The organism is Streptomyces kanamyceticus (assembly GCF_008704495.1).
GTDB classification, from domain to species: Bacteria; Actinomycetota; Actinomycetes; order Streptomycetales; family Streptomycetaceae; genus Streptomyces; species Streptomyces kanamyceticus.
The window spans coordinates 1,177,947-1,202,786 of record NZ_CP023699.1; the positions used below are offsets into that span (position 1 = coordinate 1,177,947).

Annotated in this window: 24 protein-coding genes; 9 read left to right on the plus strand and 15 right to left on the minus strand. The window is 71.1% G+C overall.

From position 1 onward, the window contains the following. Nucleotides 1-69: 69 nt before the first annotated feature. The 11 genes from CP970_RS04295 to CP970_RS04345 form a co-directional block, all read right to left on the minus strand. The gene (locus CP970_RS04295; protein ID WP_079043368.1) at nt 70-1,200 is read right to left on the minus strand and encodes a polyprenyl synthetase family protein; all 1,131 of its coding nucleotides are present in this window, start codon (nt 1,198-1,200) and stop codon (nt 70-72) included. Further along, a complete protein-coding gene (gene hpnE, locus CP970_RS04300) occupies nt 1,197-2,606 on the minus strand; it encodes a hydroxysqualene dehydroxylase HpnE (protein WP_055545826.1) in 1,410 nt (469 codons plus the stop codon). The genes CP970_RS04295 and hpnE overlap by 4 nt, the downstream gene beginning before the upstream one ends. Nucleotides 2,607-2,730: 124 nt before the next feature. Further along, on the minus strand, nt 2,731-3,681 hold the full coding sequence (hpnD, locus tag CP970_RS04305; protein ID WP_055545774.1) for a presqualene diphosphate synthase HpnD: 951 nt from the start codon (nt 3,679-3,681) through the stop codon (nt 2,731-2,733). Continuing rightward, on the minus strand, nt 3,678-4,574 hold the full coding sequence (gene hpnC, locus CP970_RS04310; protein WP_055545772.1) for a squalene synthase HpnC: 897 nt from the start codon (nt 4,572-4,574) through the stop codon (nt 3,678-3,680). Before hpnC ends, hpnD begins: the two co-directional genes overlap by 4 nt. Nucleotides 4,575-4,921: 347 nt before the next feature. Continuing rightward, nucleotides 4,922-5,707 carry an ABC transporter ATP-binding protein gene (locus tag CP970_RS04315; RefSeq protein ID WP_191094870.1) on the minus strand — a complete coding sequence of 262 codons (786 nt, stop codon included), beginning with the start codon at nt 5,705-5,707 and terminating at the stop codon, nt 4,922-4,924. Then, entirely contained in the window at nt 5,700-6,647 is a 948-nt protein-coding gene (locus CP970_RS04320; RefSeq protein ID WP_055545770.1) for an ABC transporter permease, read from the minus strand. Before CP970_RS04320 ends, CP970_RS04315 begins: the two co-directional genes overlap by 8 nt. Before the next feature lie 95 nt (nt 6,648-6,742). Next, nucleotides 6,743-7,615, minus strand: coding sequence for a glycosyltransferase family 2 protein (locus CP970_RS04325; protein ID WP_055545768.1), 873 nt, complete (start codon nt 7,613-7,615; stop codon nt 6,743-6,745). A 20-nt stretch (nt 7,616-7,635) separates the two neighbouring features. Continuing rightward, on the minus strand, nt 7,636-8,415 hold the full coding sequence (locus CP970_RS04330) for a CDP-alcohol phosphatidyltransferase family protein (protein WP_079043370.1): 780 nt from the start codon (nt 8,413-8,415) through the stop codon (nt 7,636-7,638). After that, a complete protein-coding gene (locus tag CP970_RS04335) occupies nt 8,393-9,457 on the minus strand; it encodes an iron-containing alcohol dehydrogenase family protein (protein ID WP_055545764.1) in 1,065 nt (354 codons plus the stop codon). The genes CP970_RS04330 and CP970_RS04335 overlap by 23 nt, the downstream gene beginning before the upstream one ends. Then, the gene (locus tag CP970_RS04340) at nt 9,445-10,197 is read right to left on the minus strand and encodes a phosphocholine cytidylyltransferase family protein (protein WP_055545762.1); all 753 of its coding nucleotides are present in this window, start codon (nt 10,195-10,197) and stop codon (nt 9,445-9,447) included. The genes CP970_RS04335 and CP970_RS04340 overlap by 13 nt, the downstream gene beginning before the upstream one ends. Beyond that, nucleotides 10,194-11,987, minus strand: coding sequence for a DUF5941 domain-containing protein (locus CP970_RS04345; protein WP_055545760.1), 1,794 nt, complete (start codon nt 11,985-11,987; stop codon nt 10,194-10,196). The genes CP970_RS04340 and CP970_RS04345 overlap by 4 nt, the downstream gene beginning before the upstream one ends. 258 nt (nt 11,988-12,245) lie before the next feature. On the opposite strand from CP970_RS04345, the gene galE reads away from it, so the two are divergent. The 5 genes from galE to idi all read left to right on the plus strand — a co-directional run bounded on the left by galE (nt 12,246) and on the right by idi (nt 17,291). Beyond that, a complete protein-coding gene (gene galE, locus CP970_RS04350; protein ID WP_055545758.1) occupies nt 12,246-13,229 on the plus strand; it encodes a UDP-glucose 4-epimerase GalE in 984 nt (327 codons plus the stop codon). Between the two features lie 180 nt (nt 13,230-13,409). Further along, nucleotides 13,410-14,348, plus strand: coding sequence for a cation diffusion facilitator family transporter (locus CP970_RS04355; RefSeq protein ID WP_055545756.1), 939 nt, complete (start codon nt 13,410-13,412; stop codon nt 14,346-14,348). Between the two features lie 240 nt (nt 14,349-14,588). Then, nucleotides 14,589-15,104 carry a hypothetical protein gene (locus tag CP970_RS04360; protein WP_055545754.1) on the plus strand — a complete coding sequence of 172 codons (516 nt, stop codon included), beginning with the start codon at nt 14,589-14,591 and terminating at the stop codon, nt 15,102-15,104. A 191-nt stretch (nt 15,105-15,295) separates the two neighbouring features. Then, on the plus strand, nt 15,296-16,555 hold the full coding sequence (locus CP970_RS04365; protein ID WP_055545753.1) for a bifunctional class I SAM-dependent methyltransferase/N-acetyltransferase: 1,260 nt from the start codon (nt 15,296-15,298) through the stop codon (nt 16,553-16,555). A gap of 142 nt (nt 16,556-16,697) precedes the next feature. Then, on the plus strand, nt 16,698-17,291 hold the full coding sequence (gene idi, locus CP970_RS04370; protein ID WP_055545750.1) for an isopentenyl-diphosphate Delta-isomerase: 594 nt from the start codon (nt 16,698-16,700) through the stop codon (nt 17,289-17,291). A 13-nt stretch (nt 17,292-17,304) separates the two neighbouring features. On the opposite strand, the gene CP970_RS04375 is transcribed toward idi, so the two are convergent. Together CP970_RS04375 and CP970_RS04380 are read right to left on the minus strand one after the other, a co-directional pair. After that, on the minus strand, nt 17,305-17,781 hold the full coding sequence (locus CP970_RS04375; protein WP_055545822.1) for an ATP-binding protein: 477 nt from the start codon (nt 17,779-17,781) through the stop codon (nt 17,305-17,307). Nucleotides 17,782-17,910: 129 nt separating this feature from the next. Continuing rightward, the gene (locus CP970_RS04380) at nt 17,911-18,558 is read right to left on the minus strand and encodes an HdeD family acid-resistance protein (RefSeq protein ID WP_055545748.1); all 648 of its coding nucleotides are present in this window, start codon (nt 18,556-18,558) and stop codon (nt 17,911-17,913) included. Nucleotides 18,559-18,638: 80 nt separating this feature from the next. Here CP970_RS04380 and CP970_RS04385 point away from each other — a divergent pair, with 80 nt between their 5' ends. After that, nucleotides 18,639-19,391 carry an enoyl-CoA hydratase/isomerase family protein gene (locus CP970_RS04385; protein WP_055545746.1) on the plus strand — a complete coding sequence of 251 codons (753 nt, stop codon included), beginning with the start codon at nt 18,639-18,641 and terminating at the stop codon, nt 19,389-19,391. Nucleotides 19,392-19,411: 20 nt separating this feature from the next. On the opposite strand, the gene CP970_RS04390 is transcribed toward CP970_RS04385, so the two are convergent. Together CP970_RS04390 and CP970_RS04395 are read right to left on the minus strand one after the other, a co-directional pair. Then, complete coding sequence (locus tag CP970_RS04390) at nt 19,412-20,044, minus strand: DJ-1/PfpI family protein (RefSeq protein WP_055545744.1); 633 nt, start codon at nt 20,042-20,044, stop codon at nt 19,412-19,414. A gap of 7 nt (nt 20,045-20,051) precedes the next feature. Then, the gene (locus CP970_RS04395) at nt 20,052-21,038 is read right to left on the minus strand and encodes a GlxA family transcriptional regulator (protein WP_055545742.1); all 987 of its coding nucleotides are present in this window, start codon (nt 21,036-21,038) and stop codon (nt 20,052-20,054) included. Nucleotides 21,039-21,150: 112 nt separating this feature from the next. Here CP970_RS04395 and CP970_RS04400 point away from each other — a divergent pair, with 112 nt between their 5' ends. The 3 genes from CP970_RS04400 (at nt 21,151) to CP970_RS04405 (ending at nt 24,826) form a co-directional block, all read left to right on the plus strand. Then, complete coding sequence (locus CP970_RS04400; RefSeq protein ID WP_055545740.1) at nt 21,151-22,041, plus strand: SCO6745 family protein; 891 nt, start codon at nt 21,151-21,153, stop codon at nt 22,039-22,041. Nucleotides 22,042-22,145: 104 nt separating this feature from the next. Further along, complete coding sequence (locus CP970_RS44010; protein WP_169801217.1) at nt 22,146-22,298, plus strand: LPFR motif small protein; 153 nt, start codon at nt 22,146-22,148, stop codon at nt 22,296-22,298. A gap of 80 nt (nt 22,299-22,378) precedes the next feature. Then, nucleotides 22,379-24,826, plus strand: coding sequence for a Tex family protein (locus CP970_RS04405; RefSeq protein WP_107098886.1), 2,448 nt, complete (start codon nt 22,379-22,381; stop codon nt 24,824-24,826). Nucleotides 24,827-24,840 lie beyond the last annotated feature (14 nt).

Sequence of the window (24,840 nt, forward strand, 5' to 3'; positions counted from 1 at the left end):
CTGTGGGTCCGCCGTCGGCCGACGCGAAGCGCCGGCCGGCGACTGCGAGTCATATGCGGCCGATAGTGATCATCTCTTTCGTACGACGACGAAGTCCGCGAGCGCGACGAGCTGCGCCCGTACCCGGTCCGGCATCTGGACGGTGTCCAGTGCCTCGATGGCGATGGCGTGCTGGCGCCGGGCCTCCTCGGCGGTCCACTCGCGCCCGCCCGCCTCTTCGATCAGGGCGGCGCGCGCGGCGAACTCCTGCTCGGAGAAGTTCTCGAAGTCACTGCTCTTGGCGTCGGCGGCGAGCAGTTCGCCGAGCCGCTCGGAGGCGGGTCCGCCCGCGGCGAGCGCGGCGACGACCGGCAGGGACTTCTTGCGCTGACGCAGATCGCTCCACGTCTGCTTGCCGGTGGCCTCGGGGTCGCCCCAGATGCCGAGCAGGTCGTCCACGGCCTGGAAGGCGAGGCCGAGGTGGTAGCCGTACTTCTCCAGGATGTCGGCGGTGCGGTCGTCCGCGCCGCCGAGCACGGCACCGATGGAGACCGCGCAGGCGAGCAGGGCGCCGGTCTTGTTGCCCTCCATCTCCAGGCACTCCTCGACGGTGACCCGCTCGCGGTGCTCGTAGGAGATGTCCTGTGCCTGGCCGTCGATCAGCGCGCGCGTCGCGGTGGTGAGGCGGCGCGTGGCGCGGCCCGCCTCGACCGTGCCGATCTCCAGGAGGATCTCGTTGGCGAGCGCGAAGAGGGCGTCGCCGACGAGGATGGCCTGCGCGGGGCCGTGCACCTTCCACACGGTGTCGCGGTGGCGGCGCTGTTCGTCGCCGTCCATCAGGTCGTCGTGCAGGAGCGAGAAGTTGTGCACGAGCTCGACGGCGACCGCGCCGGGCACGCCGACCTCGGGGGCCGCGCCCGCCGCCTCGGCGGAGAGCAGGGCGAGCGCGGGGCGCACCGCCTTGCCGCCGTCGCCGTCGGACGGGTTGCCCGCGGCGTCGATCCACCCGAAGTGGTAGGCGGCCACGGTGTCCATGGGCGGCGCGAGGCGGTCCACCGCGGCCCGCAGCACCGGGGTGGCCAGCGTCCTTCCGCGCTCGAGCAGTGAGGTCACGTCCACCGTGTCGGCAGCCGTTTCGGCCGAGGGCACAGTCGGCACAGTTTCTCCTCTTGGTCCGGTGCTGGTGTTCTGGGGACCTGACCCCAGAAGGTCGAGCTTCACGCCGCCGCCTCCTCGAATGCGAAGAGGTGATCACGGGGGCGGTCGAGGGTGGCCAGGGCGGCCTCGGCCGCGCTGATGCCGCTGCGTACCGCGCTCTCCATGGTCGCGGGCCAGCCGGTGGCGGTCCACGCGCCCGCGAGGTACAGGCCGGGGGCCTTCGTACGGGCCCCGGGCCTGAGCCTGCCGACGCCGGGCGTCGGCGCGAAGGTGGCGGTGCGCTCGCGGGTCACGAAGAAGTCCCGCACTTCGGCGCCGTGCGCGGCGGGCAGCAGCCGCTCGAGCTCCGGAAGATAGCGCTCTCGCAGCGCGGCGACGGGGGCGTCGATCTCGTCCTGGGCGGCCGACTGGGAGAGCGCCAGGTACTGCCCCGAGGTGAGGCCCGAGGCGTCGGTCCGGTCGAAGACCCACTGGATCGGCGAGCCGAGCGCGGCGAAGAACGGCCGCTTGAGCACCTTGCGGTCGTACACGACGTGGATGTTGAGGATCGGCGCGTCGTCGATGTCGAGCAGCCGGTCGGGCTCGTCGAGCGCGCCGTCCGGGAGCAGGTCGTGCGTCTCGTGCTGCGGCACGGCGAGCACGACGGTGTCGGCCTCGATGCGCTCGCCGGGAACCTCTACGCTCCAACCGCCGTTCTCCGTACGGGAGATGGAGGTGACTCGTGTCTTCAGTTCGGTACGGACTCCCGCGGCGTCGAGCGCCTTGCGGGCCAGTCCGTCGTGCAGATCACCGAGGGGCACCCTGGCCCAGCCGATGTCGGCGGCGCCGGGGTCGGAGAGCAGCCCGGTCTTGAAGACCATCGCGGCGAGCCCGAGCGAGGCATCGCCCGCGACGGCGTTGAGCGTCGCGACGCCCACCAGGTCCCAGAGGGCCTCGATGGCGCGCGCGGACTGGCCGTGCGCGGCCAGCCAGCTGCCGAAGTCCTGGCCGTCGAGCACGGGGTCGGCCGGATCCAGCCCCTTGAGGGCGAGCGCCGCGCGCCCCACCTTGGCGCGCTCGGCGACCGACAGGTGCGGATAGGTGGCGAGGCTCGCCGCCAGGTGCAGCGGCACGGGCAGCGCGGTGCGCCTGAGACGCCCGAGGCGATTGCGGTCGGCGTCGAGCACGGGCACGTCGAGACGTTCCTGCACGGGTGCCAGGTGCGCGCCTTCGACGCGGTCGAGGAACCATCGGTAGGCGGTGCAGCAGCGCAGATACACGTGCTGGCCGTTGTCGACGGTCAGGTCGCCGCGCTGGAAGGAGAAGGCGAGTCCGCCGAGCCGCGGGCGGCCTTCGAGCAGGGTGACGCGCAGTCCGGCGTCGGCGAGCGAGAGGGCTGCCGTGATTCCGGCGAGCCCGCCGCCGACCACTACGGCGGCCGCCCCTCCAGGGCGGCCTTCGGCGTCCGCGAGCAGCCCATCGGGCTGCATGTTCTCGCTGTTCACGCACCCTCCTTTTCGGCCGTTGCAGTCTGGGACGCGACCATAGAGCGGAGGGTTGCCCGCCGCTTGACGGCGCTCGCCCCAACTTCCCCACGATCACTCAGGGCGCACATCACGCACGCCTCCTGACGGTCCCTCGTGAGACGTTGCGCGCGTCGAGCCCGGACAGGCCGCGCACGGCGACGTACGCCTTCTCGCGGCCCGGCAGCGAGACGCGGCCGCGCAGGACCGCCTCCGGTTCGCGCTCGATGCGGTCGAGCAGGCGCCGGTAGATCCCCGCCATGGCCGCCACACAGGCACCACTGCGCCGGTCCAGCATCGGGAGCAGTCGGTAGCCCTCGGCGAAGAGGGCCCGCGCGCGCCTGACCTCGAAGTGCACGAGCCCCGCGAAGTCGGATCCGGCGGGCGGCTCGGAGCCCGAGAACCCGGCGGAGCAGCCGAACTTGGCGAGGTCCTCGGCGGGCAGATAGGTCCGCCCGTCCTCGGCGTCCTCGCGAACGTCCCGCAGAATGTTGGTCAGTTGGAGCGCGAGGCCGAGCGTGTCTGCATACTCCGGCGCGCGCTCGGCGTGGAGCGCCCCCCGTTCCGTGCCGAACACGCCGAGCGAGAGCCGCCCGATGGCACCGGCCACACAGCGGCAGTAGACCTTCAGGTCGTCCCACGTCTCGTACGTCTCACCGCGTACGTCCATCAGGACGCCGTCGATGAGCTCGTCCAGGCCGCCCAGCGGAATGGAGAAGTGGGTCGCGGCGTGCGCGAGGGCGACCGCCACCGGGTCGGTGTCGTCCTCCTCGACCTCGCCCTCGCGGATCCGGGCGAGCAGCGCCCGGGTGTCACCGAGCCGGGCCGCCTTGACGTCCGGCGCGAGCGCGCCGTCGCCGATGTCGTCCACGCGCCGCGAGAGCGCGTAGAGCGCGGACATGGCGCGCCGCTTGGGCGTCGGCAGCAGCCTGATGCCGTACGCGAAATTCCGGGCCTGCTGTCCGGTCACGGCCTCGCAGTAGCTGTACGCGGCGAGTACCGGTGCGGACACGTGCGCATCTGACTCCACGGTCCGGCTCACCCCTCTCCTCGCAGAACCGCCCCGGCCGCACGCAGCAATCGGGGCTTGGTGGGCTTGGGTGGTCCTGGAAGTACGTCGTAGCCGGCGGCGGCGATCGACTGGACCGCCGCCCTCCCCCCTGCCACGAACCCCGCCAGCAGCAGCTTCAGCCTGCCGTGGACGCTACCCACCAGGGGGGTGCCTTCATTCAGGAGGCAGCGGGCGCGTTCCGCTTCGAATGCGACCAGGGCGCGCACCGACGCGCCTGCGCTCGGTGCGGCCAGATCGCGCTCCTGGACATGGAAGCGCTTCATGTCCTCGGCCGGCAGATAGACACGGTCACGCCTGAGGTCCTCACTGACGTCCTGGAGGTGCTCGACGATCTGCAGCGCGGTGCAGACGGCGTCGGAGCGACGGATGCGTTCGGGGGTGGCCGTGCCGGTGATGGCGAGGACGAGGCGCCCGACGGGGTTGGCGGAGAGCTCGCAGTACGCCAGGAGGTCGTCGTACGTCTCGTAGCGCCTGACGAGCTGGTCCTGGCGGTTGGCCTCGATCAGGCCGAGGAACGGCTCGGGGGTGAGGCCGCGGCGGCGCACCGTGGGCTGGAGCGCGCGCAGCAGCGGATGGTGCGGGGTGCCGTCGAAGACCCGGTGCAGATCGGTCTCGAAGGCGTCGAGGAAGGCGATCCTGTCCTCGGTCGCCGCCGGGTCGACGCCGAGGTAGCGGGCGTCCGCGCCGCCGGGGGCCAGGTCGCCGTCGCCGATGTCGTCGACGAGGCGGGCGTAGCCGTACACGGCCATGAGGTCTTCGCGCCAGGCCCTGGGCAGGAAGAAGGGCGCCACGGGGAAGTTCTCGTCCGCGGCCTTGTCGAGGACGGCTGATGCATCGCGGAGCTGGAGATCATCCGTACCCATTGCCGTCACATCTCCCGTTCTACACTGCCGACCCAATACATCCTATTTCGGACACGCCGCCCATCCCTCCCCAAGGCGGAACATGCCGGGAACCGGGGCGCCGCGCCATTTCGCCCCACTTGCCGCGAATCAGCACCGGTACAGCTTACGTTGTACAACCCAGCACGCATCGTCGGGGTGTTCCGCACGTCACAACAACACACCGATTGGCGTCAATCTTCCCTGAACGCAAGTGAGTTGAGGGATTTCTGGGACTCCAGCCGACCGGGCACGCGGCGGGGCCCCACCGGACTGCTCCCGGTGGGGCCCCGCCGCCGAACGAGTGGGCGCCGCGTGGCGCGATCGGGCTACTTGCCCGTGAACTTCTCGTACTCCTTGATGACCTCGTCGGTCGGCCCGTCCATGCGCAGCTCGCCGCGTTCCAGCCAGAGCACGCGGTCGCAGGTGTCGCGGATGGACTTGTTGTTGTGGCTGACCAGGAAGACCGTTCCCGCTTCCTTGCGGAGCTCGCGGATGCGGGCCTCGGAGCGCTTTTGGAACTTGCGGTCGCCGGTGGCCAGGGCCTCGTCGATCATGAGGACGTCGTGGTCCTTGGCCGCCGCGATGGAGAAGCGCAGGCGCGCCGCCATGCCGGAGGAGTAGGTGCGCATCGGCAGGGTGATGAAGTCGCCCTTCTCATTGATGCCCGAGAAGTCGACGATCTCCTGGTAGCGCGCCTTGATCTGCTCGCGGGACATGCCCATCGCGAGCCCGCCGAGGATGACGTTGCGCTCGCCGGTCAGGTCGTTCATCAGGGCCGCGTTCACACCGAGCAGCGAGGGCTGGCCATCGGTGTAGACCTTGCCCTTCTCGGCGGGCAGCAGGCCCGCGATGGCGCGCAGCAGCGTGGACTTGCCGGAGCCGTTCGAGCCGATCAGGCCGATGGCCTCGCCTCGGTAGGAGGTGAAGCTGACGCCTCGCACCGCGTGCACCTTGCGGACACCGCGCTCCTCGCCCCGCTTGAGGATGCGGCTGAGGGCGGAGGTGGCACTGCCCTTGCCCGTCTTCGCGCCGTTGACGCGGTAGACGATGTGCAGCTCGTCGGCGATGACGGTGGGGATGTGCGTCTTGTCGACGCCGATGTCGTCAGCCACGGCCGTAACGCTCCTCAGCCTTCCAGAAGTACACGAAACCGAGCGCACCGATCACGACGGCCCAGCCCGCGGCGAAGGCCCACACGTGCGGCGGCAGGTACGAGGACCCGTAGTCGTCGATCATGGCGAAGCGGATCAGGTCCATGTAGATGGAGGCGGGGTTCCACTGGAGCACGTCCCCGACCCACTCGGGCACGCCCTTCTTGTCCGCGAGCATCGCGGGGATGCTGAACATGACGCCCGACGCGTACATCCAGGTCCGCATCACGAACGGCATCAGCTGCGCGAGGTCGGGCGTCTTGCTGCCCATCCTGGCGAAGATCAGCGCGAGGCCCGTGTTGAAGACGAACTGGAGGGCGAGCGCGGGCAGCACGAGGAGCCAGGACCAGGTCGGGAAGATGCCGAACCCGACCATGATCAGCACGAGCACGAGCATCGAGAAGAGCAGCTGCTGGAGCTGCTGGAGCGCGAAGGAGATCGGCAGCGAGGCGCGCGGGAAGTGCAGCGCCCGCACCAGGCCGAGGTTGCCCGAGATCGCCCGCACGCCCGCCATGACCGAGCTCTGGGTGAACGTGAAGACGAACACGCCCGTCACCAGGAACGGCACGTAGATCTCGTGCGGGATGCCCTTCCTGGCACCGAGCAGGAGTCCGAAGATGAAGAAGTAGACCGCCGCGTTCAGCAGGGGCGTCGCCACCTGCCACAACTGGCCGAGCTTGGCCTGGCTGTACTGGGCGGTCAGCTTCGCCTGCGAGAAGGCGAGGATGAAGTGACGCCGTCCCCAGAGCTGGCGGACGTACTCGAAAAGTCCGGGCCGTGCGCCGCTGACGGTCAGACCGTACTTGGCGGCGAGTTCGGCCCGGGAGAGCCCGTCATCGGGCGACGGAGTCGACGGTGACGCAGTCACCGCGACCCCGCCGTCATGCGTTGTCTCACTCACGAGTGGAAACTTTCGTCTTCAGAAGCGCAGCCGGTCGGGCGTAGGCGTGGGCCAGGGACCGGGGTATGGCCCAGATGCTCTCAGACCCGAGCTTGTCAGATGACGGGAGGGCGGCCCAGTCGGGTCAGCCGCCACACCGTACGCCACTTCATGGGACGCCGAGGTCCGCAGGGCGTGGTCCAGCCCTCCTTGAAACCGCCGAACCAGGCCTTGAGCGCGGGCCGCGAGGGGCGCCGGGCCAGGGTCAGGAGCAGCCAGACCCCGAGGTAGACGGGGACCAGCGGGGCGGGGAGGTTGCGACGGGCCAGCCAGACGCGGTTGCGGGCGACCATCCGGTGGTAGACCGCGTGCCGCGAGGGGGCGGTCGTCGGGTGGAAGAGCACCATGTCGGCGCGGTAGTCGATCATCCAGCCCGCGTCGAGGGCACGCCAGGCGAGGTCGGTCTCCTCGTGGGCGTAGAAGAACTCGTCGGGCAGCCCGCCGACCTCCTCGGTGACCTTGGTGCGGACGGCGTTGGCGCCGCCGAGGAAGGTCGTCACGCGCGAGGAGCGCATCGGGTCGGCGGCGCGCAGGCGCGGCACGTGGCGGCGCTGCGTCTCCCCCGTCTCCGGGTCCGCGATGCGGAAGCTGATGATGCCGAGCTCCGGGTCGGCGGCGAAGGCCTCGCGGCACAGCTGGGCCGTGTCCATGTTCGCGAGCAGGCCGTCGTCGTCCAGGAAGAGCAGGATGTCGACGTCGGTGCCGCCGGGGCCGAAGGCCTCGATGCCGACGTTGCGACCGCCGGGGATGCCGAGGTTCTCGGGCAGCTCGACGGTGCGTACGCCCGCGGGGACGTCCGGCACGGGGGCGCCGTTGCCGACCACGACCACCTCGACCGGGTCGCCGTCCTGCTTGGCGACCGAGTCGAGGAGGGCGCGCAGCTCCTGGGGCCGGTTGCCCATCGTGATGATGACGGCGCCGACCTTCATCGTCCGCTCCCCTGTCGTACTCACTTGAGCCTGCTCGAAGCCAGGATGGACACGAGGTGCAGCAGGGTCTGCAGGACCGCGATCCCGGCCAGCACGGCGACGCCGAGCCGCGTGAAGAACAGGTCGCCCCGGACCTGGTCCACGATCGCCAGGACCAGGATGAGGAGGGACGCCTCGATGCCCAGGATCAGCCGGTGGAACTTCAGCGCGGCGGCGGCCTTGCGGGCCAGGGCCATGCCGGAGCCGCGCATCTCGGACGCGGTCTCCTTCACCTGCTCCTTGCCGTTCTGCGCACGGGCCACGGCGACCAGGTCCGTCTCGGCCTTGATCATGATGGCGCCGAGCGCGGCGAGCGTACCGAGGAACGCCCACAGCCAGTCGATCCGGCCCGAGCCCAACAGGTCGGCGGCGCGCAGGCCGAAGCCCACGAGGACGGCCGCGTCGGTGAGGTAGGCGCCGACGCGGTCCATCCAGACACCGGCCAGCGAGTACTGCTTGCGCCACCGGGCGATCTCGCCGTCGACGCAGTCGAGCAACAGATACAGCTGGACCGCGACGACACCGAGGACCGCGCCCCAGATGCCCGGCACGAGCAGGGCCGGGGCCGCGAGGACGCCGCAGACGGTCATCAGGTAGGTCAGCTGGTTGGGCGTGACCTTGGTGTTCACCAGGTGACGGTCGATGCGCAGCGAGATCTCGCGCATGTAGAGCCGTCCGCCCCAGTGCTCGCCGCTCCGTCGGTCCTTCACCCCCGGGGGGTGAACAACCGGGCGGAGCTCAGCTACCGATGGCTTTTGCATAGTCGGCGTATGCGTCCCTGATCTGGTCGGTGGACAGGTCGAGGTGTTCGAGGATCGTGTAGCGGCCCGGCCTGGTCTGCGGAGCGAACTCCACGACCTGCACGAACTCGTCCACGGTGAAACCGATCTCCTCCGGCAGCACGGGCAGGCCGTGGCGGCGCAGCACCGAGGCCATGTACCCGGACTCCTCGCGGGCACCGCGCAGGTGCATCGCGAAGGCCGCGCCGAGGCCGCACTGCTCGCCGTGGCTCGCGGCGCGCTTGGGGAAGAGGAGGTCGAAGGCGTGGTTGATCTCGTGACAGGCGCCGGACGCCGGGCGGGAGTCACCCGAGACCGACATCGCGATGCCCGTGAGGACGAGACCCTCGGCGAGGACCTGGAGGAAGGCGTCGTCGCCGACGCCGCCGGGGTGGCGGAGCACGGCCTCGCCGGCCTGGCGGGCCATCGCGGCCGCGAGGCCGTCGATGTCCTCGCCGCGCTCGCGGGCGGCGAGCTCCCAGTCCGCGATCGCGGAGATGTTGGACAGGGCGTCACCGATGCCGGAGCGAACGAAGCGGACCGGCGCCTCACGGATGACGTCGAGGTCGATGACGACCGCTATGGGGTTCGGTACGCCGTAGGAACCGCGGCCCGCGTCGTTGTCGAGGGTCGCGACGGGCGAGCAGAGGCCGTCGTGCGACAGGTTCGTCGCGACGGCGACCAGCGGCAGGCCGACGCGCGCCGCGGCGAACTTGGCACAGTCGATGATCTTGCCGCCGCCGAGGCCGACGACCGCGTCGTAGCGGCCCTTCTTCATGGCGTCGGCGAGCTTGATGGCGTCGTCGAGGGTGCCGCCGCCCACCTCGAACCACTCGGCGCCGGGCAGCGACGACATCAGGCGGTCCCGCAGGACCGCGCCGGAGCCACCGCTGATGGCGATGGCGAGCTTGCCGGTCGACGAGCAGATCCGCTGGTCGGCGAGGACCCCGGCCAGGTCGTTGAGCGCCCCCGGCCGGATGTCGACGACGACCGGCGAGGGGATGAGCCTCGTCAGTACTGGCACGCGATCTCCCGGCCCTTGGCGAGGTCCTCGTGGTTGTCGATCTCGACCCACTTGACGTCACCGATCGGCGCCACGTCGATCTTGAAGCCGCGGTTCACGAGCTCCTGGTAGCCGTCCTCGTAGTAGAGGTCGGGGTCGCGCTCGAAGGTGGTCTTCAGCGCGTCGGCGAGCTCGTCGGCCGCCTCGCCCTCGATGAGGGTGACGCCGATGTACTCACCGGTGGCCGTCGCCGGGTCCATGAGCTTGGTGATCTTCTGGACGCCCTTGGCGGGGTCCACGATGACCTTCATCTCCTCGTCGGCGAGGTTCTTCACCGTGTCGAGGGCGAGGATGATCTTCTTGCCGTCGCCGCGGGCGGCGAGCAGCGTCTTCTCGACGGAGACCGGGTGCACGGTGTCGCCGTTGGCGAGGATCACCGAGTGCTTGATCGAGTCACGGCCGCACCACAGGGAGTAGGCGTTGTTCCACTCCTCGGCCTTGTCGTTGTCGATCAGGGTCAGCTTGAGGTTGTACTTGGCCTCGAGCGCCGCCTTGCGCTCGTAGACCGCCTCCTTGCGGTACCCGACGATGATCGCGACCTCGGTCAGGCCGATCTCGGCGAAGTTGCCGAGGGTGAGGTCCAGGACGGTGAGGCTGTCCTCGTTGCCCTCCGGACCCACCGGCACCAGGGCCTTGGGCAGGGTGTCGGTGTAGGGGCGAAGACGCCGTCCGGCGCCGGCCGCCAGCACGAGGCCGATCATGCGGGTTCTCCTTCATCGTGTACGGCGGGTGCTCCGGAGGAGACCCAGAAGCGGATGCTCTCGACGAGCACCACGAGTGCCACGGCCACGGCGAGTGCCGTGAGCGCGACGGTGAAATCTGTGGTGGGCAGCAGGGCGGCGGCGAGCACGACCACGAGGGTCCTGCCTTCTTGGCCGCCGATGGCCCGCACCAGCCAGCGCGGGGGCGCGCCGGTGCCGCCCTTGATGCGGTACACCGTGTCGTAGTGATGGTAGGCGACCGCGGCCACCAGCCCGAAAGCCGCGGGCAGCGCTCCGTTCACATCGGCTTTGGCCGCCAGTACCAGGACCGTGCCGTACTCGGCCGCCCGGAAGAACGGCGGCACCAGCCAGTCGAGGGGGGCCTTGAGGGAGCGCGAGAGCGCGAGGCCCGAGGTGATGACGTAGGCCACGGCGGCGACGACCACCCACGGGCTGCCGTAGGAGGTGAAGGCGGCCACCGCGACCACCGCGGCGCCGCCGACGAAGGCGATGACGGGCGCGGGCACCGGCAGGCCCGTCCGCTTGAGCGCGGCGAACGCCGAGGCCAGCGGGCCGTTGTCGGCGAGCTCGCCGAGGGCGAGCGCGGCGCGGTCGGTGCGGGTCGCCTTGCGGGTCAGCGAGCGAAGGACGCGTCCTGCCGTGGTGTAGCAGGCGGCGAGCGCGCAGCCGATGATCAGGACGACGAGGGTGACGCGCGGGGTGGTGACCGCGGTGAGCACGGCGATCATCGCCCAGCGCTCGCCGATCGGCAGCACTATCATCCGGCGCACCCAGACCGTCCACCCGACGCTGTCGAGCTTGTCCGAGAGGGCGGCGGTGGGGCTGGTGTTGGCGGTGGCGTCGTGGTTCGCCTCGTTGAAGGAGAAGTCCACGACGTGCCGACAGGTCTGCAGGACCATCGCGCCGAGCGCCAGTGCCCATACGTCGTCGCCGCCGCGGGCCGCGCCGAGCGCGAGGCCCGCGTAGTAGGCGTACTCCTTGGCGCGGTCGAACGTCGCGTCCAGCCAGGCGCCGAGCGTCGAGTACTGCAGGGAGTAGCGGGCGAGCTGCCCGTCCGTGCAGTCCAGGACGAAGGAGAAGAGGAGGAGGAGGCCCGCCGCGACGAAGCCGCCGCGGGTGCCGGTCGCCGCGCAGCCCGCCGCGATCAGCGCGGTGAGCAGCGAGGCCGTGGTGACCTGGTTCGGGGTCAGGCCCCGGCGGGCGCACCAGCGGGCGAGGTAGCGGGAGTACGGGGAGATGCAGTACGTCGTGAAGAAGCCGTCCCGCGACTTGACCGCGGTGCGCAGGCGTACGGCCTCGTCGTCGACGGCGGCGACGGCCTGCCGTGCCTCGTTGCGGGCCTGCGGGTCGCTGGGCACGGTGGCGACGAGGGTGCCGAGCTCGGGGCGGTGCACGGCGGCGTCGGCCGACTCCAGCGCCGAGGCGATCGAGTCGGGGAGCGCGTCGAGCGTCACGACGCCGCCCGCGGTTCCCGCCGTGGCGCGCAGGGCGCTCGTCAGTTCCCTGCGGGCCTCGGGCTTGGCCGTGACGGCGCCGGGCACCGCCGCGGTGGCGAAGCGGGGGTCGGTGAGACCGAGGCGCAGGGCGTGGACGTGGCCGACGAAGCGCGCGTCGACGACCGCGACCCGCTGGTCGACGGGCACCGCCGCGAGCAGCGTCTCCGCGTCCGCCGCGTCCGAGGCGACCCGCACGTCGAAGCCGAGGGACCGCAGATCACCTTCGAGCGGCGACCCGGGGACCGGCTGTCCGGTGAGGATGGCGGTCGACAGACGAACTCACTCCTTGAATCCCGGCGCGGCTCGCGCCGGGCGCATGCGTGAAGGGGAACGCCCCTGGCCATGACTGGCCCGGCGGCATGTCGGCAGAGGCTATCGGATGCTGGGGAGCGGGAATTCACCACCCGTTCACGGCCCGATCAACGCGACCTGCCAGGGCCTCGGCGTTCGCGATCATCATGGTCGATGGGGGGCCGCCCCCACAAACCGCGTCCGTCTTGCCCGCATACCGTTCGCTTAGGGTGGGCGCCCATGACATGGCTGATCACAGGCGGAGCAGGATATATCGGGGCACATGTGGCGCGGGTGATGGCCGCTGCCGGGGAGGACGTCGTCGTACTCGACGACATTTCCTCGGGGGTGCCGCGGCGGCTGCCGGGGGACGTCCCGCTCATCAAGGGCTCATCGCTCGACGCGGAGCTGCTGCGCCGGGTCTTCGCCGAACACGACGTGACGGGCATCGTGCACCTGGCCGCCCGCAAGCAGGTCGGGGAGTCCGTGGAGCAGCCGCTGCGCTACTACCGGGAGAACCTGGGCGGCCTGACGACGCTGCTCGAAGCGGCGGCCGAGGCCGGTGTGCGGCGGTTCGTGTTCTCCTCGTCGGCCGCGGTGTACGGCAACCCGCCGGACGTGGACCTGGTCTCCGAGGACACCCCGTGCGTTCCGGTGAGCCCGTACGGCGAGACGAAGCTCGCCGGTGAGTGGCTGGTGCGGGCGGCCGGGCGGGCGCACGGCATGGCGACCGTGTGCCTGCGCTACTTCAACGTGGCGGGCTCGGCGAGCCCCGAGCTCGCGGACACCGGTGTCTACAACGTGATCCCGATGGTCTTCGACCGGCTGACCCGCGACGAGGCGCCGCGGATCTTCGGCGACACCCATCCGACCCCGGACGGCACCTGCGTGCGGGACTACATCCACGTGTCCGACCTCGCGGAGGCCCATCTGGCGGCGGCCCGTCGGCTCGCGAGCGCCGACGGGGGCGATCTGACGGTGAACATCGGCAGGGGCGAGGGTGTTTCCGTACGCGAACTGGTCACCCTCATCGGCGAGGTGAGCGGCGACCGCCGCCCCGCCGTGGTGGAGCCGATGCGCGCCGGGGACGCCCCGCGCGCCGTCGCCGACGCCTCGCTCGCCGCGCGCGAACTGGGCTGGGCCGCCCGGCGCGGGGTGCGCGAGATGGTCGATTCGGCGTGGGCGGGATGGTGTCTGCACCACCCGGGAGCCCCTCGCGTGTGATCGTCGCGGAGCCCTGACCTGCACCCCTTCCACTACCGGCAATCATTGCCATTTTCGCAGGTCAGGGCAGATGACAACGGTGTTCAGTGCCGCGTTGCGCGATACCCCCCACCCGTAGTTCACTGCTCTCGCGCGACCAGCGAAGAGCAGACCGATGACCGACTGCGGGAGGGCGGCTCCATGGGGGCTGGGCACGATCACGGACACACACACGGGGCACCGACCACGGGCACGGCGGCCAACGCCTACAAGGGGCGGCTGCGCATAGCACTCACCATCACGATCATCGTGATGTTCGCCCAGATCATCGGCGGCATCATGGCCGACTCGCTCGCGCTCATCGCGGACTCGGCGCACATGGCGACGGACGCGCTCGGGCTCGGCATGGCCCTGCTCGCGATTCACTTCGCGAACAGACCGCCCACCGCGAACCGCACCTTCGGCTACGCGCGCGCCGAGATCCTCGCCGCGCTCGCCAACTGTCTGCTGCTGCTCGGCGTCGGCGGCTACGTGCTCTACGAGGCGGTCGAGCGGTTCATCACGCCCGCGCAGACGGAGGGCGGACTCGCCGTCTTCTTCGGCGTCTTCGGGCTCGTGGCGAACATGATCTCGCTGTCGCTGCTCATGCGCGGCCAGAAGGACAGCCTCAATGTGCGCGGCGCCTTCCTGGAGGTCCTCGCGGACACCCTGGGCTCGCTGACGGTGATCATCGCGGCGAGCGTCATCATGCTCACCGGCTGGCAGGCCGCCGACCCGATCGCCTCGCTCGTCATCGGCGTCATGATCGTCCCGCGCACGGTGAAGCTGCTCAAGGAGACCCTGAACGTCCTGCTCGAATCGGCGCCCAAGGACGTCGACATGGGTGAGGTGCGGGCCCACATGCTCGACCTGCCCGGCGTCGAGGACGTCCACGACCTGCACGCCTGGACGATCACCTCGGGCATGCCCGTGCTCTCCGCGCACGTGGTCGTCAGCTCCGACGCGCTCGACGCGATCGGCCACGAGAAGATGCTGCACGAACTGCAGGGCTGCCTCGGCGACCACTTCGACCTGGAGCACTGCACCTTCCAGCTGGAGCCGAGCGGCCACGCGGAGCACGAGGCGAAGCTCTGCCACTGACGGACTCCGTCGTCGGACCCCTGCCGCTGAGGGGCCCCGTCGACGCACCTCCGTGCGCCCCCTGACAGTCCGGAATTCCCTTCACGCCCCTGTGCTCTTGTGGGACAGTCGACGGAGAGTTCACAAACGCACTTGCTCCGGGGGAAAGCAGTGTCACATCCACAACCTCCTGCCCCGCCCGGTCCGCCGCGGCCTGCGCACGATCCCGATTTCGTAGGCCGCCCGCGGCCGTTCTGGCAGATGGCCGCCGCCGTCATCGGCGCTCTCGGGGCGGTGGCAGCGGCCGTCATCGGCGTCAAGCTCTCCGACAGCGGCGGCGATCCCGGCCCGACCACCGCACCGCCGACGACATCGCCCGAGCACCGGGCCGCCAAGCCCGCACAGCCCTGGAAGTCCGGCACCGAGTTCTTCCTCAACGTGCCCGCCCAGCCCTACGACCTGGACAGCCCGTGGGCGCACGCCGACGCACGGGTCTCGGGCTCGGACGTGCAGGTCGCCGGGAGCGACCGGGACACCCTCGCGGCGATGAACGGCGCGACGATGGCCGTCATCACCACGCACGGCAAACCGACGGTGGAGGAGTGCCGCAAGCGCGTCTCCGACACGGAGATGACGTCGGCCACCATCGAGATCGGCCAGTCCTACTGCTTCAGGACGACCGAGGAGAACACGGTGGTGATGCAGATCAAGCGCCTGCAGAACGACGCGAACGGGGTGCGGCAGGTCGTGGCGGAGAACAGCTTCGCCGACGGATAGCCGCGCGGCTCCGTCACGGACGGTGTTACAGTGGCCAGAGTTCTTGAGTTCCTAGGAGGTGGGTTGATGACTGTCGTGGCTTGCGCTGCTCTGCGCGGCGACACGTGCATCCCCACCTTCCGGGCGCACGTCTGACCTTCGTACGCCAGTCGTACGTCGGGTCGGCGCGTCCTTCACTCAAGGATTTCCCGTTGTCTGACAACACTTCCAGCATCCACGACGCCTTCTTCGCCCTGCACCACGGTCTGCCGCGGCAGGGCCCGGGCTCCGACGCCACAACCCGGCAGCTGCTCTCCCTCGTGGGGGCACTGCCCGAGCGTCCGCGCGTGCTCGACCTGGGCTGCGGCCCGGGCCGCGCCGCGCTCCTGCTCGCCGCCGAGACCGGCGCCGAGGTGACCGCCGTCGATCTGCACGAGCCGTTCCTCGACGAGCTCCGCGCGTCCGCCAAGGCGCGCGGGCTCGCCGGATCGATCACCGCCGTCAACGCCGACATGACCGAACTCCCCCATCCGGACGGTTCGTTCGACCTCATCTGGGCGGAGAGCTCGGTCTACAACATCGGCTTCGACACCGCCCTGCGCGCCTGGCGCCGACTGCTCGCCCCCGGTGGGGCACTCGTCGTCACCGAGTGCGAGTGGACGACCGCCGGTCCTTCCGCCGCCGCGCGCGCGTTCTGGGACCAGCACTACCCGCTGCGTACGGGCGAGGAGAACCTCCGGGCCGCCACCGGCGCCGGTTACTCCGTGCTCGGCGTGCACGCGCAGCCCGAGTCCGACTGGGACGAGTACTACGGGCCGCTGGCCGCCCGCGCGGACGCCGCGGAACCGGCGGCTCCGGGCATGGCCGAGGCGCTCGCCGCCACGCGCGAGGAGATCGCGATGCGGCGCGAGCACGGAACGGAGTTCGGCTACGCGGGCTACGTCCTGCGTCCCGTGGACGCGTGGCCCTGTCGGCCCGAGACCGGCTCCGACGTCGCCGCCGTGCACGCCGTGAACGCCGCCGCCTTCGACACCGAGGACGAGGCCGACCTGGTCGACGCGCTGCGCGGGGACGCCGATGCCTGGCTGCCCGGCCTGTCGTACGTCGCGCAGGCGCCGGACGGCGAGGTCGCGGCACACGCGCTGATCACCCGCTGCCGGGTGGACGGGGCACCCGCCCTCGCCCTCGCCCCCTGCGCCGTCCTGCCGAAGTACCAGCGGACGGGGGCCGGTTCGGCCGTCATCCGCGCGGTGCTCGACGCGGCACGCGCGCGTGGGGAGCGTCTCGTCCTCGTGCTCGGGCATCCCGAGTACTACCCGAGGTTCGGTTTCAGCCCCGCTTCCGGGTACGGAATCCGGCCAGGGTTCGAGGTGCCCGACGAGGCCATGATGGCGCTCGTCCTGAACGGTCCGGACGATTCCTCGTGCGTACCGCGGGGCACCATCAGTTATCCGGCCGCTTTCGGCGTCTGACACGCCCCGGGCGCAGGCGTTCCTGACGCCCTCCGCATGTCCGCCGTGCCCTCGCACGGCGGACATGCGGGCCCCGGGAGTGCCGGGAGTGTCCGAAACGTACGGCAGACTTGAGGCTCGAAGACCGAAGCGAAGGATGGGTATGCCGATCACACCTGCCACCGCGACGAACAGCTCGTCGAACGGCACCGGAGAAGCGATCTTGCTCGAACTCGTCGACGAGGACGGCAGGACGATCGGCACAGCGGAGAAACTCTCCGCGCATCAGGCGCCCGGGCAGCTGCACCGGGCGTTCTCCGTTTTCCTCTTCGACGAACAGGGGCGGCTGCTCCTGCAGCAGCGCGCGCTCGGCAAGTACCACTCCCCCGGCGTCTGGTCGAACACCTGCTGCGGGCACCCGTACCCCGGCGAGGCGCCGTTCGCCGCGGCCGCCCGGCGTACGTACGAGGAGCTGGGGGTCTCGCCCTCGCTGCTCGCCGAGGCGGGCACGGTGCGCTACAACCACCCGGACCCGGACTCGGGCCTGGTGGAGCAGGAGTTCAACCACCTCTTCGTCGGCATGGTCCAGTCGCCGCTGCGCCCCGACCCCTCCGAGGTCGGCGAGACCGCGTTCGTGACCGCGGAGGAGCTCGCGGCCCGGCACGCGCAGGGCCCGTTCTCCGCCTGGTTCATGACCGTCCTCGACGCCGCGCGCCCCGCGATCAAGGAGCTGACCGGCCCCTCAGCGGGCTGGTAGCCACCATCCCGCGCTAATCCTCGTCGGGCTTCAGGGGCAGGGCCGCCCAGATGACCTTGCCCCCGCTCGCCGTGTGCTCGACGTCGCAGGCGCCGCCCGCCTCCGCCGTGATCTCGCGGACGAGCAGCAGCCCCCGCCCGCCCGTCTGGCCGTGGTCCGCCACCAGGGCCGTCGGGCGGTAGGGGTGGTTGTCCTCCACGGAGACCCGCACCCATTCGGCGCCGACCGCCACTTCCACGGCGAGCATCGGCGAGAGCAGAGCCGCATGCCGCACCGCGTTGGTGACCAGTTCGGAGACGATGACCAGCAGGCCATGAATGAGGTCGTCGGACGCGGGTACTCCCTGCCTGGCGAGCAGATCCCGCACGGCGTGCCGCGCCTGGGGCACGGAGGCGTCGACTGCGGGGGCGGTGAAGCGCCAGACACCCTCGTACGGGACCGTTCCCTCCCCCCTGGGAGGTAGGCAGGACCCCCTCCCGTCGTTCTCCATCGTCCGGTCGCCGCCCTTGCGCTCGATTGTCACCACACATCGAGTGTTGGGAATGCTCAGGTCCGGACCCCGCTACTGACCAGAAGTCAGCGACTATCGACGCGATTTGACCGTCGGCGCTTGACCCCGTCAGCTGTGCGACTGATCCTGTCCTTCCTCTTCCGGCTTCAAGCTTTCTTCAGGTTGTACGAGGCTGACGATGCGGCGCCCGCCGACGCCCGTGGCGATCAGGCCGAGGCCGTCGAAGAGCAGCGAGAGGGAGAAGAAGCAGCCGATCACGTACTGGCTGTCGCTGGGCCACCCGCCGAGCACCAGGATGCCGAGCAGCAGGCCGAAGGCGCCCTGCACCAGCGTCCAGCCGAACTGCGGGCCGCGCACCACCAGGCTGCCGACGAGGCGGAACACTCCGCCGGTGAGGAAGAGCAGCGCCGCGAACATGGTCAGCGCCTCCGCGGCCACCTCGGGCCTGCGGATGACGACGACGCCCGCCGCGAGGTTCAGCGCCGCGACGACGACGCCCAGCCAGAAGAAGTTGCTGCCGCGCGACTGAACGGCGTGCAGCAGGCCGACGAAGCCGCCGATCAGCAGCAGCCAGCCGAACAGGAGCATCGAGGTGAGCGTGGCGAGGCCGGTGTAGACGAGGCCGACGAGTCCGGCCACCGCCAGGATCGCGCCGAGCAGCGCCAGCCAGCCGAAGCTGCGGCTGAGCCGGGCGCCCTTGGCCGCGGGCGAGCCGGTCTCCTGCCGGGGGGCACCGGCGTCCTTGGATCGGGCCATCAGCGTCTCCGTCCCGTACGGTCTTGCGGACCGCCCCCTTCTTGATCGTACGTTCGAGGGGTGCGGATAGCATCCGGCGCATGGAGCCGCAGCTGAGGCACACCGTCACGGACGGCGTCGCCACCGTCGTCATCGATCACCCGGCCAAGCGCAATGCCATGACCACGCGGATGTGGGGCCAGGTGCCGCCGCTCTTCGCGGGGCTCGCCGCCGACCCCGCCGTACGCGCGGTCGTGCTCACCGGGGCGGGCGACACCTTCTGCGCGGGCGCCGACATCTCCTCGCTCCGGGAGTCGGCCGGGTCCGCCCAGGACCTCGCGGTGCGGGCCGAGGAGGCCCTGGCGGCCTTCCCCAAGCCGACGCTCGCCGTGGTGCGGGGCTACTGCGTGGGCGGCGGCTGCCAGCTGGCCGCGGCGTGCGACCTGAGGTTCGCGGCCGATGACGCCTCCTTCGGGGTCACCCCGGCGAAGCTCGGCATCGTGTACCCGGCGTCGACCACCCGGCGCCTGGTGTCGCTCGTGGGGCCCGCCACCGCCAAGTACCTGCTCTTCTCGGGCGAGTTGATCGACACCGAGCGGGCCCTGCGCACCGGCCTGGTGGACGAGGTGCTGCCCGCGGACGAACTCGACAAGCGGGTCGCGGAGTTCACCCGGGTCCTCGCCGCGCGCTCCCAGCTCACCCAGGCGGCGGCGAAGGAGTTCGCGGCGGGCCGCGCGGACCGGGACGCGTACTGGGCGGAGCAGGCGCGCGGCAGCGACGACACCGCCGAGGGTGTCGCCGCCTTCCTGGAGCGCAGGCGGCCGCGCTTCACGTGGAGCCCGGCCGCCGACTGAACTCCCCCCTGCTCCGGCCCTTACTGGTCGAAGCGGCTTCCGTCGCGGAACTTGGCCACGATGTGCGCGGGCGCCTTCTCCGGAGACCCGGCGTCGTAGGGCGGCTGCGGGTCGTACTCGGTGAGCAGCTGCACGGTCTGCGCGTGCTCGTCGCCCGCGATCTTCCCCGCCAGGGTGAGCCCCATGTCGATGCCCGCCGAGACACCGGCCCCGGTGACGTACTTGCCGTCGAAGACCACCCGCTCCCCCGTCGACTCGACGCCGAGCCGCTCCAGCTCGGTCAGGGCCAGCCAGTGCGAGGTGGCGCGGCGGCCCTTGAGCAGTCCGGCCGCGGCGAGCGCCAGGGAGCCCGTGCACACCGACGTCGTCCAGGTCGTGGTGGGGTCCACGGCGCGCAGCCAGTCCAGGAGCGGCGCGTTCTCCATCTGGTCGCTCTGCCCGGGTCCGCCGGGCACGACCACGATGTCGGGCCGCCTGACCTCGTCGAACGACTTGTCGGCGACGAGCGCGAGGTTGCCGCTGTCGTCGCGCACCGGGCCCGCCTGCGCGGCCACGAAGACGGTCTCGGCGCCGGGCAGGCTGCTGAGGGTCTGGTAAGGACCGATCGCGTCCAGGACGGTGAAGCGCTCGTACAGGGCGATGGCGATCTGCATGGTGTCCCTATCGGTGAGTGGTGGATGTGACGTGCGGTGTGCGGTGGAAACGGCGCCGGTACTCGGCGGGCGAGGCACCGAGCGTCTTGACGAAGGAGCGGCGCATCGCCTCCGGAGTGCCGTATCCACAGGCGCGCGAGACCTCCTCCACCCCGTCGGCGGTGTCTTCCAGGAGGCGGCGCGCGTGCTCGATGCGGACCCGCTCGACGTACTTGCCGGGTGTCATGCCGGTCTCCGCCTGGAAGGCACGGGCGAAGTGGCGGGGCGAGAGGCGGGCGCGGACGGCGAGCGCGTCGACCGAGAGGTCGTCGTCCGGGTGCTCGGTGATCCACTGCTGGACCTCGCGCAGCGGTTCGCGCCGTGCGGTCTGCGCGGCGAGCTGGGCGCTGAACTGCGCCTGGTTTCCCGGTCGGCGCAGGAAGACGACCAGATAGCGGGCGATGGTGAGCGCCGCCTGTCTGCCCAGGTCCTCCTCGACCAGGGCCAGGGCGAGATCGATGCCCGCGGTGACCCCCGCGGACGTCGCCACGTGGCCATCGCGTACGTAGATGGGGTCCGGGTCGACCTCGATGCCGGGGAAGTCCTTGGCGAGCTGGTCGCAGTACGCCCAGTGCGTGGTCACCCTGCGCCCTTCCAGGAGGCCCGCCTCGGCGAGCCTGATGGCGCCGGTGCAGACCGACACCAGGCGCTCGGCGCGCGGGCCGTGCTCGCGCAGCCAGTCGATCAGCCCGCGGTCCTCGGGGCGGGTGCCCTGGCCGCCCGGCACGAGCAGCGTGTGCGGGGCGGGGGCGTCCGCGAGCGAGGAGTCAGGCAGCAGCGTGAGCCCGCCGGAGGTGCGCACCGGGCCGCCGTCCAGCGAGGCGGTGTGGAGGCGGTACGCGCCGTCGGGGTCGCCGATGGCGTGGGCCGCACCCGCGAAGACCTCCACGGGGCCGGTGACATCAAGACTCTGGACGCCTTCGAAGAGGACGACCAGGACGGTTCGCTGCTCCATGACCCCGATTCTTGACGGGGGCACGGATGGCCGCAATGACGAGTTCCCCACTTTTCCTGCCATCGACGGCAGCACCCTGACCGACATACCAACCAGTAGGTACCGTGCTCCCATGACCTCTTCGACGACCTCCCCCACGCACGCCGCGCTGCCCCCGCGCGCCGGACGCCGCTGTCACAACGTGCTGAACGGGCTCCACTCGACGCACTACTTCTCCCCCGACGTGTCGCGGGAGCTCGCCGGGCTCGGCATCACCCACCCCAGCGCGGTCAACTTCGCCGTGCGGGCGGCCGCGCTTGGCCCCGTCGGCGCCGGAGTGGTGACCGCAGCCTTCTACAACTACAAGCACGCGCTCGTCGCCGAGCACCTGCCCGCGGTGTGGCGCACGGCCTCGCCCGAGGACGTCCTCGCGGCACGCGCGCGTGGCGTCGACACGACACTGCGCAGGCTCCTCGGCGACGAGGTCGTCTCCTCGCCCGAGATGGCCGAGGCCGCCGGGCTCGCGCTGCGCGCCACCGAGGCCTGCTCGCGCTCCGCGCGCCCGCTCTACTCCGCCCACGCCGACCTGCCGGTGCCCGACGCGCCGCACCTGGCGTACTGGCACGCGGCGACGCTGCTGCGCGAGCACCGCGGCGACGGGCACGTCAGCGCGCTGCTCGGCGCCGAACTCGACGGCATCGAGGCGCTGGTGAGTCACACCGCGACCGGCAAGGGCATGACGCCGAAGTGGAACTTCGCGACGCGCGGCTGGAACCAGGAGGAGTGGGAAGCGGCGACCGAGAGGCTCCGTGACCGCGGACTCATCGACGGCGAGGGCGAGTTGACCGAGTCGGGCGTGGAGTTGCGTCGGCACATCGAGGCGGAGACGGACCGCCTGGACCGGGCGCCCTACGAGCACCTGGGCGAGGCGGGCGTGGAGCGCCTCACCGAGCTCGGCACGGCGTTCATCGGGACGGCGCTGCAGGCCGGGGCGTTCCCCGCGGACATGCTCGGCAAGGCCTGAGCGCCGAAGCGCACCGGCGGGGCATGGCCGTCGCCCACCGAGGTACCCGCCCGTCACCCGGCCGCGCCACCCCGGCCGGACCGGGAGACGAAAGGGGAACACACATGTTCCGTGCCATCGCGGATGTTCTGCGCCAGATCGCGGGCGCCATCGCCACGGTCGTCACCCTGCCCTTCCGGGCGCTGGCCCGGCTGTTCGGCGGAGCCTCCGGTTCCGCGGGACGTGGCGGCCGAGGAGGGCGGGCGCGCCGGGCCTGATCAGCCGGGTCTGATCATGCGTTGTCGGCGCCACCTGCCACAATTGCCCGGCAACCTCTGTGAGAAGGCGGTACCGGAACGTGGCAGCTTTGACGACGTCCACTCCAGCGTCCATCGAAAGCAGGATCGCCGAAGAACTCGGCGTACGGGAGCGGCAGGTGAAGGCCGCCGTCGACCTGCTCGACGGCGGCTCCACGGTGCCCTTCATCGCGCGCTACCGCAAGGAAGCGACCGAGATGCTCGACGACGCGCAGCTGCGCACGCTCGAGGAGCGGCTGCGGTATCTGCGCGAGCTGGAGGAGCGGCGCGCCGCGATCCTCGACTCGGTCCGTGAGCAGGGCAAGCTCACCGACGAACTGGAGGCGCGGATCCGCGAGGCGGACACCAAGGCGCGCCTGGAGGACATCTACCTGCCGTTCAAGCCGAAGCGGCGCACCAAGGCACAGATCGCCCGCGAGGCGGGACTCGAGCCGCTGGCCGACGGGCTGCTCGGCGACCCGGGCGTGGAGCCGGTGGCCGCGGCCGCCGCGTTCGTGGACGCCGACAAGGGCGTCGCGGACGCGCAGGCCGCCCTGGACGGCGCCCGCGCGATCCTCGCCGAGCGGTTCTCCGAGGACGCCGACCTCATCGGCGAGCTGCGCGAACGGATGTGGGTGCGCGGCCGCCTCGCCGCGAAGGTCCGCGAAGGCAAGGAGGAGGCGGGCGCCAAGTTCGCCGACTACTTCGACTTCGCCGAGCCCTTCACCGAGCTTCCCTCGCACCGCGTCCTCGCGATGCTGCGCGGCGAGAAGGAGGAGGTCCTCGACCTGGTCCTGGAGCCCGAGGAGGCCGCCGAGCCCGGTACCCCTTCGTCGTACGAGGGGATCGTGGCCCACCGCTTCGGCGTGGCCGACCGCGGCCGCCCCGGCGACAAGTGGCTCAAGGACACGGTGCGCTGGTCGTGGCGGACCCGGATCCTCGTGCACCTCGGCATCGACCTGCGCCTTCGGCTGCGGACGGGCGCCGAGGACGAGGCGGTGCGGGTCTTCGCGTCGAACCTGCGCGACCTGCTGCTCGCGGCGCCCGCGGGCACGCGCGCGACGCTGGGGCTCGACCCCGGTTTCCGTACCGGCGTGAAGGTCGCCGTCGTGGACGCCACCGGCAAGGTCGTCGCGACGGACGTGATCCACCCGCACGTGCCCGCGAACAAGTGGGACGAGGCGATCGCCAAGCTCGCGCGGCTCGCCGCCGAGCATGCGGTCGACCTGATCGCCATCGGCAACGGCACCGCGTCGCGCGAGACGGACAAGCTCGCCGGTGAACTGATCACCAAGCACCCGGAGTTGAAGCTCACGAAGGTGATGGTGTCCGAGGCGGGCGCCTCGGTGTACTCGGCCTCCGCGTTCGCCTCGCAGGAGCTGCCGGACATGGACGTGTCGCTGCGCGGCGCGGTCTCCATCGCGCGCCGCCTCCAGGACCCGCTCGCCGAGCTGGTGAAGATCGACCCGAAGTCGATCGGCGTCGGGCAGTACCAGCACGACCTCTCCGAGGTGAAGCTGTCGCGCTCCCTCGACGCGGTCGTCGAGGACTGTGTGAACGGCGTCGGCGTGGACGTGAACACGGCGTCCGCCCCGCTGCTCGCCCGGGTCTCCGGCATCGGCGCGGGCCTCTCGGAGAACATCGTGGCGCACCGCGACGCCAACGGCCCGTTCACGAGCCGCAAGGGCCTCAAGGACGTGGCGCGGCTCGGCCCCAAGGCGTACGAGCAGTGCGCGGGCTTCCTCCGCATCCGCGGCGGCGACGACCCGCTCGACGCCTCCAGCGTGCACCCTGAGGCGTATCCCGTGGTGCGCAAGATGGTGAAGTCGTCGGGCGGCGAGGTCGCCTCGCTGATCGGTGACGCGGCGGCGCTGCGCTCGCTGCGGCCCGACGACTTCGTGGACGACGTCTTCGGTCTGCCGACGGTGACGGACATCCTCAAGGAGCTGGAGAAGCCCGGCCGCGACCCGCGACCCGCCTTCAAGACGGCGACCTTCAAGGACGGCGTCGAGAAGATCTCGGACCTGGCCGCGGGGATGGTGCTCGAAGGGGTCGTCACGAACGTGGCCGCCTTCGGTGCCTTCGTGGACGTGGGCGTGCACCAGGACGGTCTCGTACACGTCTCGGCGATGTCCAAGACGTTCGTCAAGGACCCGCGCGACGTCGTCAAGCCCGGCGACATCGTCAAGGTCAAGGTGATGGACATCGACATTCCGCGCAAGCGGATCTCGCTGACGCTGCGCCTGGACGACGAGGCGGCCCCCGAGGGCGACGCACGCCCCAAGCGGGGCGGCCGTCCGCCGCAGCAGCGCCAGCAGGGACAGCAGGGTCAGGGCCAAGGACAGGGCCAGGGCCAGGGCCAGCGCGGCGGCGGACAGCGTGGTGGCGGTCAGCGCGGCGGGGGCCAGCGCGGCGGTCAGAAGCCGCAGCGCCAGGGCCCGCCGCCGGCGAACGACGCGATGGCCGAGGCGCTGCGCAAGGCAGGGCTCGTCGATCCCAAGCGCCGCTGAGGCACCGGGAGTCC